The sequence below is a fragment of the Halostella pelagica genome (genome assembly GCF_004762015.1).
Classification (GTDB): domain Archaea; phylum Halobacteriota; class Halobacteria; order Halobacteriales; family Natronoarchaeaceae; genus Halostella; species Halostella pelagica.
Genome location: NZ_SJES01000002.1, coordinates 123,962 through 141,636, shown reverse-complemented (window position 1 = coordinate 141,636; position 17,675 = coordinate 123,962). Strand labels below are relative to the sequence as shown.

The following is a 17,675-nucleotide window of genomic DNA, read 5'->3' as shown; positions in this document are numbered from 1 at the left end:
GTCGCGTTCCTCTCCGAAACCCTAGTAATGCGAACGGTTAGGGTGGTCGTTGTCGTACTACCACTGGGAGATTCTAATGACGGGGAACCATCACCAGCGACGGCGACTGCGGATCCGCCGGCGGACGTTTCTGGCCGGCGTTAGCGGGATCGCGTATAGTTTCGGGACGGGAACCAGCGCTGCCGCACAGGAAACGGAGGAAGACGGTCAAGAGACTGACGACGGGCAGGGAACTGAGGAGGAGGGAGAAGTCCAAGCGACGCGGGAGATCGTTTTGCAGGAACAGGGCGATCCCTGGAATGGAAACTACGTCGGACAGTTCATGATCGCCACGTACCGTCCGGACGATCAGGGGTCGATCCCGGCGGCCGTGGGTGACTGCGAGATGGACTGGGGGGTAAACGAGGCGCTGCGGTACAACGGTATGCTCGTCGACCGCATCCGGGACGACCCCCAGCGACGGGAAGTCGAAATGTACGTTGACGGGACCACCTGGGAGACCGAAATGGGAACGCCGTTTATCATCACTCGAAAGAGCGATTGCACGGACGAGTTCATCCGCCTCACGATAGAGACGGTTCCGCCGGACCGCGGGGAGGTAGCGACCGGGAGCGGCCCCACGGTCGAGGGTGAACCTGACGAGAACGGAACGAACACCGATACTGGCGACGGCATGCCCGGGTTCGGTGCGCTGGTCGCGGGGACTGGTATCGCTGGCGGAGTAGCGACCCGGCTACTTCGATCGAAAACCTCGGAATCGAGCGAGTAACGTGCGGATGTACGGCCGCCTGGTTAATGTAACAATACTTACTTTAATCTGCTTCCGGGTTCGTTGACCGGTTCGTGTGGTTTTAACTACGATCCTAGCGAACGTCTCTCTGGAGGAATTTACTATGGCAGACCACGAACTCCCACCACTTCCGTACGACTACGACGCGCTCGAACCGGCTCTTAGCGAACAGGTACTCACCTGGCACCACGACACGCACCACCAGGGCTACGTCAACGGCCTGAACAGCGCCGAGGAGACGCTCGCGGAGAACCGCGAGTCCGGCGACTACGACGGCACTGCGGGCGCGCTCGGCAACGTCACGCACAACGGCTGTGGACATTACCTCCACACGCTCTTCTGGGAGAACATGGATCCGAACGGGGGAGGCGAGCCGGAAGGCGAACTCGCCGACCGCATCGAGGAGGACTTCGGTTCCTACGAAGGCTGGAAGGGTGAGTTCGAGGCCGCCGCGAGCGCCGCGGGTGGCTGGGCCCTTCTCGTCTACGACCCGGTCGCCAAGCAACTGCGCAACATCGCGGTCGATAAGCACGACCAGGGCGCGCTGTGGGGTAGTCACCCGATCCTCGCGCTCGACGTCTGGGAGCACTCCTACTACTACGACTACGGTCCGGACCGCGGTAGCTTCATCGACGGGTTCTTCGACGTAGTCGACTGGGACGCGGCCGCCGAGAACTACCAGGACGTCGTTCAGCTGTTCGAGTAACCGTCGCCGCGTAGCGACGAGTCGTTCACCTTCGAATTTTTATCGCGTTCGTGACCGTACGCCGGAGCGATGGGTCCGTTCTGATAATCGTCCGACAGCGCAGAGGGAATACGACGGCGCGAAAGACCCTCGATACCCGCCTCTCGACATCGTGCGATTTACCCCCACCTCCGCCGTAGTCGTCCGTATGCCCGTTCCGAAAGACGAGTTCGACCAGTTACACCCCTGTGACTTCTACACGCCGGACGAACTGCTGGCACCGGGGCAGATGTACACCGTCTACGAGATCGCACGAATGCTTCAGGAACTCGACCCGGACGCAGAGATCGACGTGGAGACCGAGAACGTCCTGCTCGACTGGGCGATCCCCTGGATCATGCGCAATTCGGACGATCTCGTCGTCGCGCAACCGCGCGAGGAAGAGGAACCGGGGTACTACGGGTTAAAACAGACTGAAGACTGATATATCGGCCGTAATTCCTTGAAGAATATCGGACCCTCGGGGTCTGGTTATCTTTACGAAGTTACAGCCACCGGTATGAGATACCCACAGCGTCAGCGGCGGTCGATCAGCGTTCAAGCACTGTTGTACCACCCGAAACCGGCGTCGAACACCAGTTCAACCGCAGATCGACGTTTTACCCGAGAGCCCTCGAAACACTTCCTTCAAGCATACCTTGCGGCGGTAAAATCTGCCGGAGCTTCCCTTCTGAAAGAAAAACAGTGACGTAGGTTTATAATCGGTAAGGTTGGGATACAGTTTGATGACGTCGAAAAGCAACTCACTTTCACTGTCCTCGAAGGACACGCCCGACTACGCGGTCGAACACGATTTCGGGGGCGACCAGTTACTGAGTACTACCGTGATCTCCGCCGTCGCTGATAGCGCCGGCGTTCAACCGCTCGAACTACCGCCGCTCTACGAGACTATCGACCCTGACACGCTCGACTCGCTGTTTCGTCCGTCAACCGGGGACGGGCCAGATCACATCTCGTTCACGCACGTCGGATACGCCGTCACCGTGTACGGCGACGGGACGGTCGTCGTCGAAGACGCCCCACAATAGCTCCTCGATCACCTGCTTGCTCGCATCTTGACGTTCCTGTCGTCTCGTTCGGTTCTCAGTTTCCGACGGGAATCAGGCCTGTCTCGCCATCTTCGCCGCAAGTTCGATGTGCGAGTACGGGTCATTGCTGACGCTCGGCCCGTGACCGGTGTGCATCTCCCGAAGCGTCCCGTTCACGCGGTCGGCCACACGATCGATGCTTTCTATCAGGGTTTCCCTGTCTCCCTCCTCCAGATCCGTGCGGCCGAAACTCCCGTTCTGGAAAACCAGGTCCCCGGCGAACAGCACGTCGGCGTCCGGTGAGTAGAAACACAGGTGGTCGTCCTTGTGCCCCGGCGTGTGCAAGGCGACGTACTCGTCGTCGCCCAGACGGACCGTTTCCTCGTCGGCGATGGCGCGGTCCACGTCGTCCCGCGAACCGTCGTACCCCCACACCTCGATCCCGTCACCGTCCGGACCGTCGTCGAAGGCGGCGACGACCTCGGAGAGGTTACCGATGTGGTCGGGATGGGTGTGTGTCAGTACGACGGCATCCAGTCCGTCGACGCGCTCTCTGACCTTCGAAACGACATCGAAGTTCGACCCGGTATCTACGAGTACCGTTCGGTCGCCGGAGACGAGAAACGCGTTGCTCGTAAACGCCTGCGTGTCGGCAGCCAGGTTAGATATCATGTCCACCACTACTCGTCACCGATGCTTGGGACTTCTTATTGCGTACCGGTTCTCCTCGACCGAGACGGCTGTGGATCGCTCGCCGATCCGCGGGGGCCATCCGTGACCACTTCATCAGTCCGCGAGAGAGGCGTCCGCGACCATTCCTCCCGTCCGCTCGCGAACCGCAGTCTGCTCGGCGAGCGCGTGGCAGGAGTGCCGAAGGAAACATTTACCAGCAGAGTACGAGTGGAAACCCTGTAATGAAAGTCGAACTCCTCGAGGCGACTGAGGACCCGGAGCGCGTGATCTGTACGGCGGCGCGAAACGACTACATGGGCGAGTTCGTCGGCGATCAGTCGTTCGAAACGATCATGTCTACCGTCGAGGGTGAGACGATGGACGAGCGAAAGCGGACGCTCATCGGCCACCTCCTCGACCACGGTCACTTCGGTCCGTTCGAGCACCCGCAGGTGACGTTCGCCATCAAGGGAATCAGCCGTTCCTGCATGGCCCAGATCACTCGGCACCGCCACGTCAGTTTCGACGTGCAGTCAATGCGGTACGTCTCCTTCGACGATGTCGACCCCGCCGATGTCGAGGAGGGGGAGATGGTGGTCACGCCGCCCTCTGCGTCGGACCCGGACTGGGTCGGGCGGAATCAGCAGTCGGGCTCCGTCGACGAAGACACCGTAGCGAAGCGCGAAGAAGTGTTCCAGCGGTCCGTCCGTCAGTCAGTCGAGGATTACCAGGAACTGCTCGATCTGGGAATGCCGCCCGAGGACGCACGATTCGTTCTCCCGATCGGGACGGAGGTGAACATGGTGATGAGTATGAACGCCAGGATGTTGATGCACGTAGCTGATATGCGGGCCGCCGCCGATAGCCAGTGGGAGATCCGAGACATGACAGAACGCATTCTCGATCTCGCGGCGGAGTGGTGTCCGATCACGTTCGAGTACTACGAAGAGAACATGAAAAACCGAAAGAACCGTCTCGCACCGTAACCCCGAGCGATCACGGTCGGAAAGAGACGGTTAAAATGTAGTAATTCTCATACAAAGCACGTCGCAAAGCCTTTGACAACGCCCCGATTTCACTTACACGAATGAATCGGGCGCTCGGTATCGCTCTCCTGATCAGCGTGGCCGCACTCGCCGGAGCGGCCGTGTACGATCCGGGTTCCGGAGGGCAGGAACGCGGCGTCGTCAGTTCCGACGTTGCGCGGGCCGAAGAGTCGAACGTGATCGGAACCCAGCAGTTCGATTACGCGGAGTTCCGGATCGAGATGCTGTCGAACGGGTCAGCGCGGTGGACGTTCCACTTCGAGCGCCGACTGGGTAACAGTTCAGAAGAAAGACAATTCCGGGAGTTCGCCGAGGAGTTCGAAGAGAACGAGACACAACTGTTCACGGACTTCCGCCAACAAGGTGTGGCGCTAGCGGACAAGGGAACGAACGCGACCGGTCGGTCGATGAACGCCACGGCGTTTTCACGGCGCGCCGAGGTGGCCAAGGAACTCGGGACTGACACGACGGGCGTCGTGGAAATGTCGTTCACCTGGCGCGGGTTCGCCGAGCGAGACGGTGACCGCGTTATCGTCGGCGACGTGTTCGAAAGCGGCCTCTACATCGGCCCGGAGCAGGCGCTCGTCATCGAGACGAGCGACGACCTGACCTTCGAGTCCGTCTCGCCGGACGGCGAACTGTCTGACGGAGCGCCGTCCGAAAGCGATTCGGTGACCTGGCGCGGCGAACGGCGGTTCACGGACAACCGCCCGCGCGTCGTCCTTGCCCCTCCGAGCGCCGTCAAAACGACAGCGACACCCACGACGGAGAACGTCGCCGATGATGGGGGCAACACCGACTCGCCCGACGAGGACGAAAGTACTGTCCTGAGCAGTGACCTCACTATCGCCGCCGCGCTCGCCATCCTTCTGGTCGGTGCCGTCGCGGTCGTGGCGCTTCGTCGCGGGGACGCGTTATTCGGTGAATCCGACGAGGGCGGGGACCGGTCCGAGGACGACGAAACGAGTAGGACGCGAACTACCGGAGCGTCGGATGCTCCCGTCGACAACGAGGAGTTCCTCTCTGACGAGGACCGAGTCGTCAAACTCCTCACTGAGAACGACGGCCGGTTGAAGCAGGTCAAGATCGTCGAACGGACGGGATGGTCGAAATCGAAAGTCAGTATGCTTCTCTCGGACATGGAAGAGGAAGGGACTATCAGCAAACTCCGCGTCGGCAGGGAAAACATCATCAGCCTCGACGGCGACGAACCCGAAGCCGCCGGGTCACCGTTCGACGATGAGTGATACGAGAAACCGCCTCACGGCGTGACTAAAACGCAACCGTTAAAATACCCACACCTCCTACAATTTAATGCGCTCTGGTGGTGTAGTCCGGCCAATCATCTTGCCCTCTCACGGCAAGGACCAGGGTTCGAATCCCTGCCGGAGCATTTCTGTCGACGCAACTTCGCGTAGCGACGCGTTCCGTGCCGCTCGCCGAGCTAAATCCGGTTTGTCGGTTCGGATACTCTCGGACGGAGTTCTCGCGAGCAGGCCTGGTTGAGAATGCCGAGATCCCGCCGCGCTGACGGTTCCCGAAGGTGACGGCACAGTCGGGTGGGGGTCGGTCGCCGGGCGTTCTCTATCAGTCCATCACGACCAGCACGTCGCCCATGTCGACGCTCTCGCCTTCGCTGATGGCGACTTGCGTGACGGTGCCGCCCCGTTCGGCGACGACGTCGTTCTCCATCTTCATCGCTTCCAGCACGCAGATCACGTCGCCGGCAGCGACTTCGTCCCCTTCGGCGACGTTCACTTCGAGGATCGTGCCCTGCATCTCCGCGGCGACCTGTTCGCCCTCGCCCGTTATCTCGGTGCCGCCGGAGTCGCCGTCGCTCCCCCCGGCCGAATCGGGGCGTTCGGCGGTCGCGCCGCCAGCGCCTCCGCCGCCGGAGGCGGCGATGGGCGGCGCACCGCGCTCTTCGAGGTTGACCTCGAACCGCTTGCCGTTGACCTCGACGGTGAACTCGCGCTCGACGACCTCTTCGTCCTCGGCACCGGCACCGCTGATGTCCTCGGGGCCCCACTGATTCTGGGCGTCCTCGATCCGACTCTTGTCGATATGCTCGTCCAGATACTTCGTCGTGTGCGTCCCGTTCGTGAACCGCTCGTCAGTGAGCATCAGGCGGTGGAACGGGATGATCGTCACGACGCCGTCTATCTCGTACTCGCGGAGCGCCCGGAGGCTTCGTGCGATGCACTCGTCGCGGTCCGACCCATGAACGATCAGTTTGGCGATCATCGAATCGTAGTCGGTGACGATCTCGTCGCCTTGGCGCAGGGCGTCGTCCATCCGGACGCCGATACCGCCCGGCGGGTCGTACGTCTCAAGTTCGCCGCCCTGGGCGGGCGCGAAGTCGTTCGCGGCGTTCTCGGCGTTGATGCGGAACTCGATCGCGTGGCCGTCGAAGGTGATGTCGTCCTGCGAGAAGCCGAGTTCCTGACCCGCGGCGACCCGGATCTGCCACTTGACGATGTCGATGTTCGTTATCTCCTCGGTGACGGTGTGTTCGACCTGTATCCGCGTGTTCACTTCGAGGAAATAGAAGTTCGCGTCCGGACCGAGCGGTTCGTCGGGGTGGCGCTCTTCCTCCTCGACGAGGAACTCGACGGTTCCGGCGTTCGTGTATCCCGCTTCGCTAACCCCGCGGCGGGCGGATTCGCCGATCTTCTCGCGGAGTTCGTCCGAGAGCGCGGGGCTCGGTCCCTCCTCGATGACTTTCTGGTGTCGGCGCTGGAGCGAGCAGTCGCGTTCGCCGAGGTGGCGGACGTTCCCCTCCTCGTCCGCGATGATCTGCACCTCGATGTGGCGCGGGTTCTCCAGATAGCGCTCCAGGTAGACGGAGTCGTTGGAGAAGTATGCCTCGCCCTCGCGTTTGGCGCTCTCCAGTTGGTTTTCGGCCTCGCTCTCGCTCTGAACGACTTTCATGCCGCGGCCGCCGCCGCCGCCTTCGGCCTTGATCGCGATGGGGTAGCCGTGTTCGTCGCCGAAGTCTGTGACTTCATCGACGCTCTCGACCGGGTCGGTGGTCCCCGGAACGATCGGGACGTCGGCCGCCTGCATCGCCTTTCTCGCCTCCGTCTTCTCGCCCATCCGCTCCATCGCTTCGCTCGACGGGCCGATCCAGGTGAACTCGCTCTCCTCGACGCGCGCCGCGAACTCGGCGTTCTCGGCCAGGAATCCGTAGCCCGGGTGAACGGCGTCGGCATCGGCTTTCCGGGCGGCATCCAGGATCGCCTCCTGGTCCAGATACGATTCGCTCGCCTTCGCCGGCCCCACGTTGTACGCCTCGTCGGCGTAGCGGACGTGACCGCCGTTCTTGTCGGCGTCGCTGTAGATGGCGACTGTCCCGATGTTCAGTTCCTCGCACGCTCGCATTACTCGAACCGCGATCTCGCCGCGGTTCGCGACCAGAACCTTCCTGAACATTCCTACACGAAACCTCAATAGGCGGGTACCTTACTTTTTCGCAACTTCCCGTTCGCGGCGATGACGTATCAGATGGGCGGACGTGTCGCCTGCCCCATCACGCTGATCGCAGCGTCGACGAGCGCCGCCCGGGCTTGCGAAACAGCACGGATGCCGTGTCCTCCGAGCAGTCGAGAGCGTCACGGAGGCCCTCGACCCGGTGCTGAACGTGACGCTTCGTCCCGAAGAGGTTCGGTTGCGCGTTCGGCGTCGCGAGACGTAACGGCGACCGACGGCGCGGGTCAGAACCGGTCGGCCCGCGCCGCGGCCGTCCACTCGTCGGTCGGGGCCTCGGTCGGGACGCGGACGTTTCGTTCCTGCATCGCCTCGATACGTCCGGCGAACGTCCAGCGCTTGCCCTCCCAGGTCGGTTCGCTCTCGGCCGCGGCGGCGGCCGCACGCTCCTGGTCGTGCATGTGTGCGCCCACTGCCGCGACGATGGCCGCGGCCTCCTGTTCGGAGGCGTCGTCGGGAATGTCTATCGACACGTCCTCCGGGAGCAGGTTCGGCACCTCCCCATTGGCCTCCTCCGCGGTCGCCGCCTCAGAGCGGGATGTTACCATGTTTCTTATCGGGTTGGTCCTCGCGTTTCGATCTGAGCATCTCTAAGTCCTGGATGAGTCGCGGCCGCGTCTCGGTCGGTTCGATCACGTCGTCTAGGAACCCGCGGTCCGCCGCGGTGTACGGGTTGGCGAACTCCTCGCGGTACTCGTCGATGAGTTCCTGGCGGAGCGCCTCGGTGTCTTCTGCCTCCGCGAGTTCGTCGTCGTACAGCAGGTTCACGGCCCCCTGTGGCCCCATGACCGCGATCTCGGCCGTGGGCCAGGCGTAGTTGACGTCCGCGCCGAGGTTCTTCGATGCCATGACGCAGTACGCGCCGCCGTAGGCTTTCCGCGTGATGACGGTCAGAAGCGGCACCGTCGCCTCGCTGTAGGCGTACAGCAGTTTCGCGCCGTGGCGGATGATGCCGCGGTGCTCCTGGTCGGTGCCAGGCATGTAGCCCGGAACGTCGACGAACGTGACGATGGGGACGTTGAACGAGTCGCAAAAGCGCACGAACCGCGAGGCCTTCATCGAGGAGTTGACGGTGAGCGTGCCGGCGTTGACCCGGGGCTGGTTGGCGACGACGCCGACGGAGCGGCCGTCTAGCCGGCCGAAGCCGACGACGATGTTCTTCGCGAAGTTCGCGTTCACCTCGAAGAACGACCCCTCGTCGACGACCGAGTCGACGACGTTCGTCATGTCGTACGGCTTCTGCGGGCTGTCGGGGACGATGTCTTTCAGGTCATCGTCGCGGCGTTCGGGGTCGTCCCACGGTTCGACCCGGGGAGGGTCTTCGACGTTGTTCTGCGGGAGATACGACAACAGCTGACGGATCCGGTCGAGCGCGTCCTCGTCGTCCTCGCAGGCGAACTGGGCGATCCCGGTCTCGGACGAGTGGGTCATCGCACCCCCGAGTTCCTCGTGGGTCACGTCTTCGCCGGTGACCGTCTTCGTGACGCCCGGCCCGGTGATGTACATGTGGCTCGTGTCTTTTACCATGAAGACGAAGTCGGTGATCGACGGGGAGTAGACTGCACCTCCCGCACACGGGCCCATGATGCCGGATATCTGGGGGATCACGCCGCTGGCTTTCTGGTTGCGGTGGAAGATGTCCGTGAACCCGCCGAGGCTGGCGACGCCCTCCTGGATGCGTGCGCCGGCCGAATCGTTCAGACCGACGATAGGCGCGCCCACCTCCATAGCCATGTCCATGACTTTACATATCTTCTCGGCGAACACCTCACCAAGCGACCCGCCGAAGACGGTGAAGTCGTGCGCGAAAACGAACGTCTTCCGGCCGTTGACCTCCCCGTAGCCCGTCACAACGCCGTCGGTGAGGATCTGCTTTTCCTCCATCCCGAAGTTGTGCGAGCGATGGGTTCGGAACTGGTCGAACTCGTTGAACGTCCCGTCGTCGAGGAAGTACTCGATCCGTTCGCGGGCCGTCATCTTGCCCTTCTCGTGCTGGGACTCGATCCGGGCCTCGCCGCCGCCTTCTCGAGCCTCCTCCTGGAGTTCGCTAAGTTCCTCGATGCGGTCCTCCATCGTCATGGTCGGAACCACCCGTGTCTCATCGTTGACCGATCCCACTACCAGAAGATGGAAAAGGTTTCCTGTAAGGCGGAGGTCGCGTCCGGCGTTCGACTACAGCACCGACCGGGACCGGCGGAGACCGACGAACGCGGCGACCGCCGCTGTGACAGACAGCGCGGCGACCGCGGCCGACGGTAACGAAACGTTCGCTACCCCGAGAACTCCCGTCGTTACGGTGAAAGTGAGGCCAAGCGGAAGGACGACGCCGACGACGTACAGCCACGGTAACGCGAGTACCCGGCCGAGCGACCCCGCGCCGTTACGGAACTCCTCTGTCGCGTCCGTCCCCAGCACCCAGCCGGTGAACAGCAGGAAACAGAGCAGACCGAGAGAGAGCAGCAGGTCGACCAGTGTCGACGCGACGAAGTCGAACACCGCCGGTCGGAGCGCGTTCACCGCCCCGAAGACGAGAAAGAGGCCGGCGAGTCCGGCCGTGGCCCGCCGCCGCTCCACGTCGTACTCGTCGACCAGGAAGGCGACGGGGAGTTCGAGCATGCTGATCGAACTCGACAGGGCCGCGAGCGTCATCACGCCGAAAAAGACCACGCCGACGAGGCGACCGGCGGGGAGCGTCGAGAACGCGCCCGCGAGGCTGACAAACAGCGCGCCCGGCCCGCTCTCGCCGACCGGCAGGTCCTGTGCGAACAGCAACGGGAACACGACGAGTCCAGCGACGACGCCGATGAGCGTGTTGAACACGGCGATGGTCGCGCCGTCCGCTGCCAGCGACCGGTCCTCGCCGAGGTAGGAGGCGTAGGTGATCATCGTTCCGGCACCGACCGAGAGGGTAAAAAGCGCCTGCCCCGTGGCGGCTCCGAGCACGTCGAAGAAGTTCTCGCGCAGGTACGCCGCGTCGAACGACAGGAAGAAACTGAGGCCGTCCCCTGCGCCGGAAAGTGTCGTTCCCCAGGCGGCGAGTCCCACGAGCAACACGACTATCGCGGGCATCATCACCTTCGTCGCGGCTTCGATCCCCCGCCGGACGCCGCCGAAGACGATGGCCGCCGTAGCCGCCAGGAAGACGGCCTGAAAGGCGACTGCCTCGGGGCCGAAGGCGATCGAATCGAAGTACGCCCCCGGTGCGTCGAAATACGCGCCGGTCGCGCTTCCGACGAGATACCGGAGTATCCACCCGCCGACGACGCTGTAGAACGAGAGGAGAAACACCGTCGTAACGACCGGGATCAGACCGACGACGCCCCACCGGTCCGACTCGGAGAGCGACGAGAGCGCGCCGACCGGGTTCCGTCGCGCCCTGCGTCCGATGACGAACTCCGCGAGGAGTCCGGGGACGCCAACGATCAGTACCAGTGCGAGGTACAGCATCAGGAAGGCGCTGCCGCCGTTCTGGGCCGTCATCCAGGGGAACCGCCAGACGTTCCCGAGGCCCACTGCGCTTCCCGCAGCGGCGAGGATGAAACCGGTTCGCGTCGTCCAGGATTCACGCGTCACTGGGGAACAGTCTCACGAGAGCGCAAAAGAGGGTTGCGAACCGAGAACAGGTAGCCGAAAACCGATGTCACATCACCGCAGCTCCCGCCCGGAGACGGTCGAAAAGCGGCGGCCGAGGCGACTCAGACCGGCGGCAGTATTCCGGGGTCTTCGGCGAGTCCCTGCACGCCGAGAATCAGCGTCGCCAGCACGGCGACGAGCACGACGACGCGCACCGTCCACAGCCAAACTGGGCCGAGCGTGGGGATGCCGTTCGTCCCCTTGCGGAGTTCGTCGAGCGCCTCGTCGGCGAGCACCCAGCCGACGAAGACGAGGATCAACAGGACCGAAAGCGGCAGAAGCGCCCCGTACGCGACAGCGTCGAACCACGTGAACATCGCGATGTCGAGCGCCGACGGAACGCCGAGGAGAAACAGCACGAGACCGAGTCCGACCGCCGTCGACGGCCGCGAGATGTCGTAGTTGTCCACGACGTAGGCGGTGACGACTTCGAGCAGACTGATGGCCGACGAGAGCGCGGCGATGAGCACGACGCCGAAGAAGATGACGCCGAGTGCCCGGCCGGCCGGCAGCTCAGAGAACGCCTGTGCGATGCTGATGAACACCGCGCCGGCACCCCCTTCACCCGGTTCGACGCCCTGTGCGAACAGCAGGGGGAAGACGACCAGCCCCGCCAGCACGCCGACGAACGTGTTGAGCACGACGATCGAGATGCCGTCCTGTCCGAGGTTGTCGTCAGCGCCGAGATACGAGGAGTAGGTGATCATCGCGCCCATCCCGAGCGACAGCGAGAAGAACGCCTGACTCACGGCGAACGGAACGATATCGGTCCAGTTGGAACGCAGGTCACCGAAATCCGGTGAGAGGAAGAACTGGTACCCCTCGCCGCCGCCGGACAGCGTCGTCGCCCAGACGGCCAGACCGACGAGCAACAGGATGATGCTCGGCACCATCACCTTCGTCGCCTTCTCGATGCCGTCCTCGATGCCGAACGCGACGATACCGACGGTAATCGCCATGAAGACGGCGTGGAATCCGACGGTCGCGAGTCCCGCGTTGATAGTGGTGAAGTATCCTGCGGGGTCGCCGAAGTACGCGCCGGTCACGCTCCCGACCATGTAGCGGATCACCCATCCGCCGACGACGGAGTAGTACGACAGGATCCAGAACCCGGTTATCAAGCCGAATATCCCGACGAACCGCCACTCTCGGCGTCCCAGCCCTCGGAACGCGCTCACGACGTTCAGATTCGACCGCCGGCCGATGACGAACTCCGCGAGCATCGCCGGGAGACCGATCGCGACCGCGGCGAGCAGGTACACGACCAGAAACGCTGCCCCACCGAACGTCGCCGTCTTGAAGGGGAACTGCCAGATGTTACCCAACCCGACGGCGCTGCCGACCGCCGCAAGGATGAATCCGATCCGGGTACCCCAGACTTCTCTTTCTGGCATATCTATGCGTGAAACCACCGTTGCCACCAAAGTATCTGGCCCTTCATTCCAACATTGTTAAGTAATGTCACAGGATAACGCGATGAGAGATACGTCTACCCCTCGCCGTCATTTTCTACGAGGACATAGATAGCATTCGCCGTGATTCTCTACGGAAAATAGGCGCCTCTCCCGCGAGAATCACGCCTCGCCGTACACGGGCACCGCCGCCCCGCTCGTCACGCTCGCGCACTCACTACAGAGGAACACAACGACGTCAGCGATGTCTGCCGGGTCGACCCATTCGTCGTGGTCCGCGTCGGGCATCATCTCGCGGTTCATCGGTGTGTCGATGACGCTGGGCATGATTGCGTTGGCCCGGAGGTCGCCCTCGTTTTCCTCCGCGAGGGTCTCTGTGAGTAGGCGGATTCCGGCCTTGGAAATGCGGTACGGACCGTCGCCCTCGCCGCCCTCCAGCGAGGAGCGGGCGCTGACGCTGACAATAGCGCCGTCCGCCTCGCGGAGATGCGGGACGAGATGCTTCGAAGTGAGAAACGCCGACTTCAGATTCACGTCCATCAGGAACTCGAACTCCGCGATATCGGTCTCTTCGATGGGCGTTCCGCCGCGCCAGGTGCCGGCGATGTTCGCCAGATGGTCGACGCGGCCGTGGTCGTCGACCACGGCGTCGACGGTTTCGGCGACGTCGCCCTCGTCGGTTAGGTCCGCCTCGTAGAAGTGGGTGTCTTCGTCGAGGTCTAGCAGTGACCCGTCCTCGTGGGGTGCGACGATGTCGACGGCGCACACCGTCGCACCGGCGGCGCGAAACCGGTCGACGATAGCGCTGCCGAGCGCACCGCTCGCGCCGGTGACGACCGCCACGCTCCCGTCGAAGTCGAAACTCACAGACATATCGTGTTCGACGGCGGCGACGAAAATAAAACGGGAGGATCAGGGACCGTCGAGCGCCCCGAACGCGCTGACTCCGAACACGTGGCCGTACTCGTCGACCCGCATCCGTCCCGTTACCCGTGTTTCGCGGTGGCGAACTGCTCGCACTGCCATTGCGACCGACGCGACGCTGATACTGTCGGCTGTAATCCCTTGGAGAATATCGGACCCACGGGGTCCGAGTATCTTTACGAAGTTACAGCCGACAGTATGAGACGCCCGGATGCCCCGTCAAGTGGGGGTAACCGTCTCGGTCACTCCTCCGACGGTTCGTCGTAGAGACCCATCTCCTCCGCGACGAGGTCGGCGAGTTGGTCCGCGAGGGCCGGGTCGACTTCGGCGGCCTCCTCGCCGTCGTGTATCTGCTCGTTGTGTTTTTCGATGACGTCGGCGACGTCCGAAAGCGGGACTCGGCTCTCCGTTTCGCACACGGTACAGACTATCGGGACCTCTGGTGCGGACTCGTCAGCGTCACGGGGCATTGTGATCGTTTGGAACTGCCACATCTACGGGCAAAATAGTTGGTTCGTCCTGACGGGACAGGACGTGCACATCCTCGGCGACCGGACCTGACCGAACGGGAGCAGTTCCCGTGTCGAGAGGCCCACGATACTTTGTCCGGGAACGCGAACGGGCGGTATGGACCTCATCGCTCATCGCGGCTTCGCCGCCGAAGCGCCCGAGAACACGCTCGCGGCGGTGCGTCGCGCGGCCGACCGGGCGGACATGATCGAGGTGGATGTCCGCCGGTGCGGGTCCGGCGAACTGGTGGTCGTCCACGACGCGACTGTCGACCGCGTGACGGACGGGAGCGGTGCCGTCAGCGATCTGACGCTGGCTCAACTCCGCGGACTCGACGTGCTTCGGTCCGGCGAGACTATCCCGACGCTCCATGCCGTCCTGGAGTCGGTCCCGGACGATACCGCCGTGAATATCGAACTGAAGGAAGGCGGTCTGGTGGCCGACGCCCTCACCGCCGCGACCGCCGCCGACAACGACCTGCTCGTCTCCGCGTTTTCGCCGGCCGTCCTGCGAGAGGTGGCGAACGTTGACCCGGGCGTGTCGACCGCGTTCGTCTGCACGCACGAGTACGACCGTCCGGTGCGGACGGCAACGGACCTCGGCTGTGACGCGCTTCATCCGTCGTCTCTCCTCTGCCTGACGATCCGCACCGTTCGACGGGCCCACGAGTCCGACCTCGCGGTGAACGCTTGGACAGTCACGCGACGACCGGTCGCGCGCCTGTTAGAGACGTGCGGTGTGGACGGAGCTATCGCGGACATCTCGGATATCGGCTGTTCGCGTCGGTGAGCGGATACCGCTCGTGATCCCGCGGCGGAACGCTCGGCGTTCCGTCACCCGTGTTCTACGGTGTCGATGGAAAATATAACTCCTCTATTGGAAAGTATAAATGCCAGCCAGACGTACGGACTCACCACTGACCACAGTGCCTATGGTCGAATTTCGCATCCACCACAGCGCGAGAGTCGCACGGACCGAACTGACGCGCCATCAGCGCGAATTCGACGGGCGGTGGTTCGGGCGACGCGTCCGTTCCGGCTTGCTTCTCTGTGTCGGCGTTTTGCTCGGTGCGTTCGCTTACCGACTCGGACGTGACCTCGCTACGGGCCAGACGGCACTGCCCGCCGGTCTGTGGACCGCCGTCACTGCGCTGTTCGTCTGGATGGTGTGGCGGAGTTCTTCGTTGACGCATGCGCGATTCGAGCGTCTGAACGCCGACTTGCTTCTGACTACTGTACCAGCCCGAACGGTCACGTCGGGCCTCCTCCTCTTCGGGTACGCTCGGCTGATCACCGTGCTCGCCCTGCCGGCGCTGGGCATTGCGGTCGGGACCGCGCTCGGCCTCCGGTCGCCGATGGTCGCTCTCACGGTCGTCGCCGCAGTCGCGAGTTTGACGGCGCTCGCCGTCGCGGTCGGCACCGCGGGGAGACTCGCCGCGCATCTCGTCGGACTGCGGATCGTTCGGCTTGGGTTCTACAAGGACCTGTTCACCGTCTTTGGCTGGACGATACTGCTAGTCGTCTTTATCATCTTTCAGGACACGTTGGCGACGGTCGTCCCGGCGATAGCGGTGAGCGAACTCCGGCCGGCGGCGTGGGTGATCGACCTCGCGCTCTCGGGTGCGAGCCACCAAGCAGGTGTCGCAGTGCGTCGCGGTCTGAGTGCGCTCGGAGTCGTTCTCCTCTCGGTCCCGCTCCTCGCGGGCGTGACGACCGTTCTGGCCCGCCGTATCTGGGAGGCCGACCCCGCAAGTTCGACGGAGGACCGCGGTTCGCACTCACTCGTCGACGACTGGTGGCTGGAACGGTTCCTCGGAGAGCGCGTTTCACGGCCCGTCCGCACCGTTGCCAGAGGGCGATTGCTCGTGGAGCGACGGGTCCCACGGGGGGTTCTGAACACGGGATACGTCCTCGTCTTCGCCGCCCTGGTCCTGTTTCCGGCAGTCGCTATCGTCGGCGGGGCAAACACCATGCTGTTGCTTGTTGCGTTCTCCCTCGGACTTGCGGGTGGCGTCGCTTTCGGTACGGATCCGATCGGAGTCAAGTACCGCGTCCTGCCCGCGCTGTTAACGACGGTCGGAGGGCGGCAGTTCGTCGACGGACTCGTTCTGGCGGCGCTCGTCGCCGGCGTTCCGGTCGTTACGGTCGTCGTCCTTCCGCTCGGAGTAGTTGGCCCCGTCGGCGTCGTAGAGGCGGTCCTGATGGTCCTCGTCGGCGTTGCCGTCTGTGCGTGTTCCGCGGCGGTCTGTGTCGCCGTCGGAATGGGTGTCGACCGCACCGAGTTCGTCCCCATCCCCTTTTTCTTCACTGACGTACCGGTGTACGCGGAGATAGGATCGGCACCGTTTCTCAGGCTCGGGGGGATCTTCGTGGTCGTGTTGATCGCCGCCCTCCCGGGGTTTTTGGGGAACATTCCGTCAGTGTACGGGGGTGCGTCAGCCCTCGGGGTCCCGGCCGTCGCCGTCCGGACCGGATCGCTCTGTCTCACCGTACTCGTCGCGGTCGGTCTCTCTGTGTTCGCACGTCGGATAGCTGTCCGGCGATACCGTGAGTATCGGATCCGGTGACCGCTGGGACTACGACGGGGACGAGCGGGCCGCAGGAGGGAACGCGGGGGGACCGATACCGCGCCGTCCGACAGCAGTTTCGTCGGCAGCGGGCGGACTCCCAGCGGTTGGGCCGACGAATGCTGACTACTCCTCGACGGCGACGAGCGGGTCGGGGTCGGCCATCCGCGCGAGCACGACCTTCGGCACGTCGCTCCGGGCGAGTACCTCCGCCGCGATGTCACCCGCGACCGCCGCCAGTTCCTCGTCGTCGACCTTGTTTATCAGCGGGATCGCCCTCGCTCCGTCAGGAACGCCCTGCATCCCGCCGTCGTCGCTGGCGAGCACTGCCGCGACGTCGACGGGCCGGATCTCGTCGCCCTCGTCGCGACCGGTGATCGCCGCGACGCGTTCGGGTCGGTGGACGTACTCGCTCGTCAGGGGCTTGCCGACCGCGTGGGCGCTCGCGACGGGAACGACCGTATCCGCCGACGGCGGGACCTGCGGTTCCTGGTCGTTCGGAGCCTTGAACTCCCTCGTCCGCGCTCCGTCGGCCTTGACGAGAACGGCGTCAGCGGCGTCCGCCGCCGCGATAGCCGTGATTGTCTCGGGATCGTAGCCTGGGTACCGGTCCTCGCGCTCTCGTTCGGGGACGAGTCCGAGCGGCCAGCGGTCGGCCGTTCGGACCGCATCGGCCGGATCGTCGGTCACGACGACCTCCGCGACGTGTCGGTCGAAGATGGGGATCCGGACCGTCGCCGTCACGACGGCGCGGTCGATCCGGTCAGCGAGCGCGTACAGCGTCGTCTTCTTCCCGCCTGCGCCGACGAGACAGGTCGTCCCGCCTGCCGCGTCGAGGGCGTCGACGATGTCCATGCTCTATC

Annotated in this window: 17 protein-coding genes and 1 tRNA gene; 9 read left to right on the top strand and 9 right to left on the bottom strand. The window is 63.8% G+C overall.

Going from position 1 to position 17,675, the window contains the following annotated elements; translation table 11 throughout:
• Positions 1 to 76 precede the first annotated feature (76 nt).
• From EYW42_RS05150 to EYW42_RS05135, 4 genes are all read left to right on the top strand, one after another.
• Positions 77 to 769 (top strand): hypothetical protein, encoded by a 693-nt coding sequence (locus EYW42_RS05150; protein ID WP_135534188.1) that lies wholly within the window; start codon positions 77 to 79, stop codon positions 767 to 769.
• Positions 770 to 893: 124 nt separating this feature from the next.
• The gene (sod, locus tag EYW42_RS05145) at positions 894 to 1,496 is read left to right on the top strand and encodes a superoxide dismutase (protein WP_135534187.1); all 603 of its coding nucleotides are present in this window, start codon (positions 894 to 896) and stop codon (positions 1,494 to 1,496) included.
• Between the two features lie 187 nt (positions 1,497 to 1,683).
• Positions 1,684 to 1,959, top strand: a complete 276-nt coding sequence (locus tag EYW42_RS05140; RefSeq protein ID WP_135534186.1) for a DUF5827 family protein — start codon at positions 1,684 to 1,686, stop codon at positions 1,957 to 1,959.
• 301 nt (positions 1,960 to 2,260) lie between these two features.
• The gene (locus tag EYW42_RS05135; RefSeq protein ID WP_135534185.1) at positions 2,261 to 2,563 is read left to right on the top strand and encodes a HalOD1 output domain-containing protein; all 303 of its coding nucleotides are present in this window, start codon (positions 2,261 to 2,263) and stop codon (positions 2,561 to 2,563) included.
• A gap of 72 nt (positions 2,564 to 2,635) precedes the next feature.
• Here the strand turns inward: EYW42_RS05135 and EYW42_RS05130 are convergent, their stop codons facing one another.
• Positions 2,636 to 3,235 carry an MBL fold metallo-hydrolase gene (locus EYW42_RS05130; protein ID WP_135534184.1) on the bottom strand — a complete coding sequence of 200 codons (600 nt, stop codon included), beginning with the start codon at positions 3,233 to 3,235 and terminating at the stop codon, positions 2,636 to 2,638.
• Between the two features lie 242 nt (positions 3,236 to 3,477).
• On the opposite strand from EYW42_RS05130, the gene thyX reads away from it, so the two are divergent.
• The 3 genes from thyX to EYW42_RS05115 all read left to right on the top strand — a co-directional run bounded on the left by thyX (position 3,478) and on the right by EYW42_RS05115 (position 5,674).
• Positions 3,478 to 4,221 (top strand): FAD-dependent thymidylate synthase, encoded by a 744-nt coding sequence (gene thyX, locus EYW42_RS05125; protein WP_135534183.1) that lies wholly within the window; start codon positions 3,478 to 3,480, stop codon positions 4,219 to 4,221.
• 101 nt (positions 4,222 to 4,322) lie between these two features.
• Positions 4,323 to 5,528, top strand: a complete 1,206-nt coding sequence (locus tag EYW42_RS05120; protein ID WP_135534182.1) for a helix-turn-helix transcriptional regulator — start codon at positions 4,323 to 4,325, stop codon at positions 5,526 to 5,528.
• A 71-nt stretch (positions 5,529 to 5,599) separates the two neighbouring features.
• Positions 5,600 to 5,674, top strand: a tRNA-Glu gene (locus EYW42_RS05115).
• A gap of 194 nt (positions 5,675 to 5,868) precedes the next feature.
• Here EYW42_RS05115 and EYW42_RS05110 read toward each other — a convergent pair.
• From EYW42_RS05110 to EYW42_RS05080, 7 genes are all read right to left on the bottom strand, one after another.
• Positions 5,869 to 7,713, bottom strand: coding sequence for an acetyl-CoA carboxylase biotin carboxylase subunit (locus tag EYW42_RS05110; protein WP_135534181.1), 1,845 nt, complete (start codon positions 7,711 to 7,713; stop codon positions 5,869 to 5,871).
• A gap of 281 nt (positions 7,714 to 7,994) precedes the next feature.
• The gene (locus tag EYW42_RS05105; RefSeq protein WP_310732939.1) at positions 7,995 to 8,315 is read right to left on the bottom strand and encodes an acc operon protein; all 321 of its coding nucleotides are present in this window, start codon (positions 8,313 to 8,315) and stop codon (positions 7,995 to 7,997) included.
• A complete protein-coding gene (locus EYW42_RS05100) occupies positions 8,296 to 9,840 on the bottom strand; it encodes an acyl-CoA carboxylase subunit beta (RefSeq protein WP_135534747.1) in 1,545 nt (514 codons plus the stop codon). Before EYW42_RS05100 ends, EYW42_RS05105 begins: the two co-directional genes overlap by 20 nt.
• Positions 9,841 to 9,939: 99 nt before the next feature.
• On the bottom strand, positions 9,940 to 11,340 hold the full coding sequence (locus tag EYW42_RS05095) for a sodium-dependent transporter (protein WP_135534180.1): 1,401 nt from the start codon (positions 11,338 to 11,340) through the stop codon (positions 9,940 to 9,942).
• A gap of 122 nt (positions 11,341 to 11,462) precedes the next feature.
• Positions 11,463 to 12,794: a sodium-dependent transporter gene (locus tag EYW42_RS05090; protein WP_135534179.1), complete on the bottom strand. Its 1,332-nt coding sequence runs from the start codon at positions 12,792 to 12,794 to the stop codon at positions 11,463 to 11,465.
• 180 nt (positions 12,795 to 12,974) lie between these two features.
• On the bottom strand, positions 12,975 to 13,685 hold the full coding sequence (locus tag EYW42_RS05085) for an SDR family oxidoreductase (RefSeq protein ID WP_135534178.1): 711 nt from the start codon (positions 13,683 to 13,685) through the stop codon (positions 12,975 to 12,977).
• 293 nt (positions 13,686 to 13,978) lie between these two features.
• On the bottom strand, positions 13,979 to 14,230 hold the full coding sequence (locus EYW42_RS05080; protein ID WP_237561282.1) for a hypothetical protein: 252 nt from the start codon (positions 14,228 to 14,230) through the stop codon (positions 13,979 to 13,981).
• Positions 14,231 to 14,363: 133 nt separating this feature from the next.
• Between EYW42_RS05080 and EYW42_RS05075 the strand changes: the two genes are divergently transcribed.
• Positions 14,364 to 15,035: a glycerophosphodiester phosphodiesterase gene (locus EYW42_RS05075; protein WP_135534177.1), complete on the top strand. Its 672-nt coding sequence runs from the start codon at positions 14,364 to 14,366 to the stop codon at positions 15,033 to 15,035.
• A 142-nt stretch (positions 15,036 to 15,177) separates the two neighbouring features.
• Complete coding sequence (locus EYW42_RS05070) at positions 15,178 to 16,812, top strand: hypothetical protein (RefSeq protein WP_135534176.1); 1,635 nt, start codon at positions 15,178 to 15,180, stop codon at positions 16,810 to 16,812.
• Between the two features lie 126 nt (positions 16,813 to 16,938).
• On the opposite strand, the gene yqeC is transcribed toward EYW42_RS05070, so the two are convergent.
• Positions 16,939 to 17,667 (bottom strand): selenium cofactor biosynthesis protein YqeC, encoded by a 729-nt coding sequence (gene yqeC, locus EYW42_RS05065; protein ID WP_135534175.1) that lies wholly within the window; start codon positions 17,665 to 17,667, stop codon positions 16,939 to 16,941.
• Between the last annotated feature and the right edge of the window lie 8 nt (positions 17,668 to 17,675).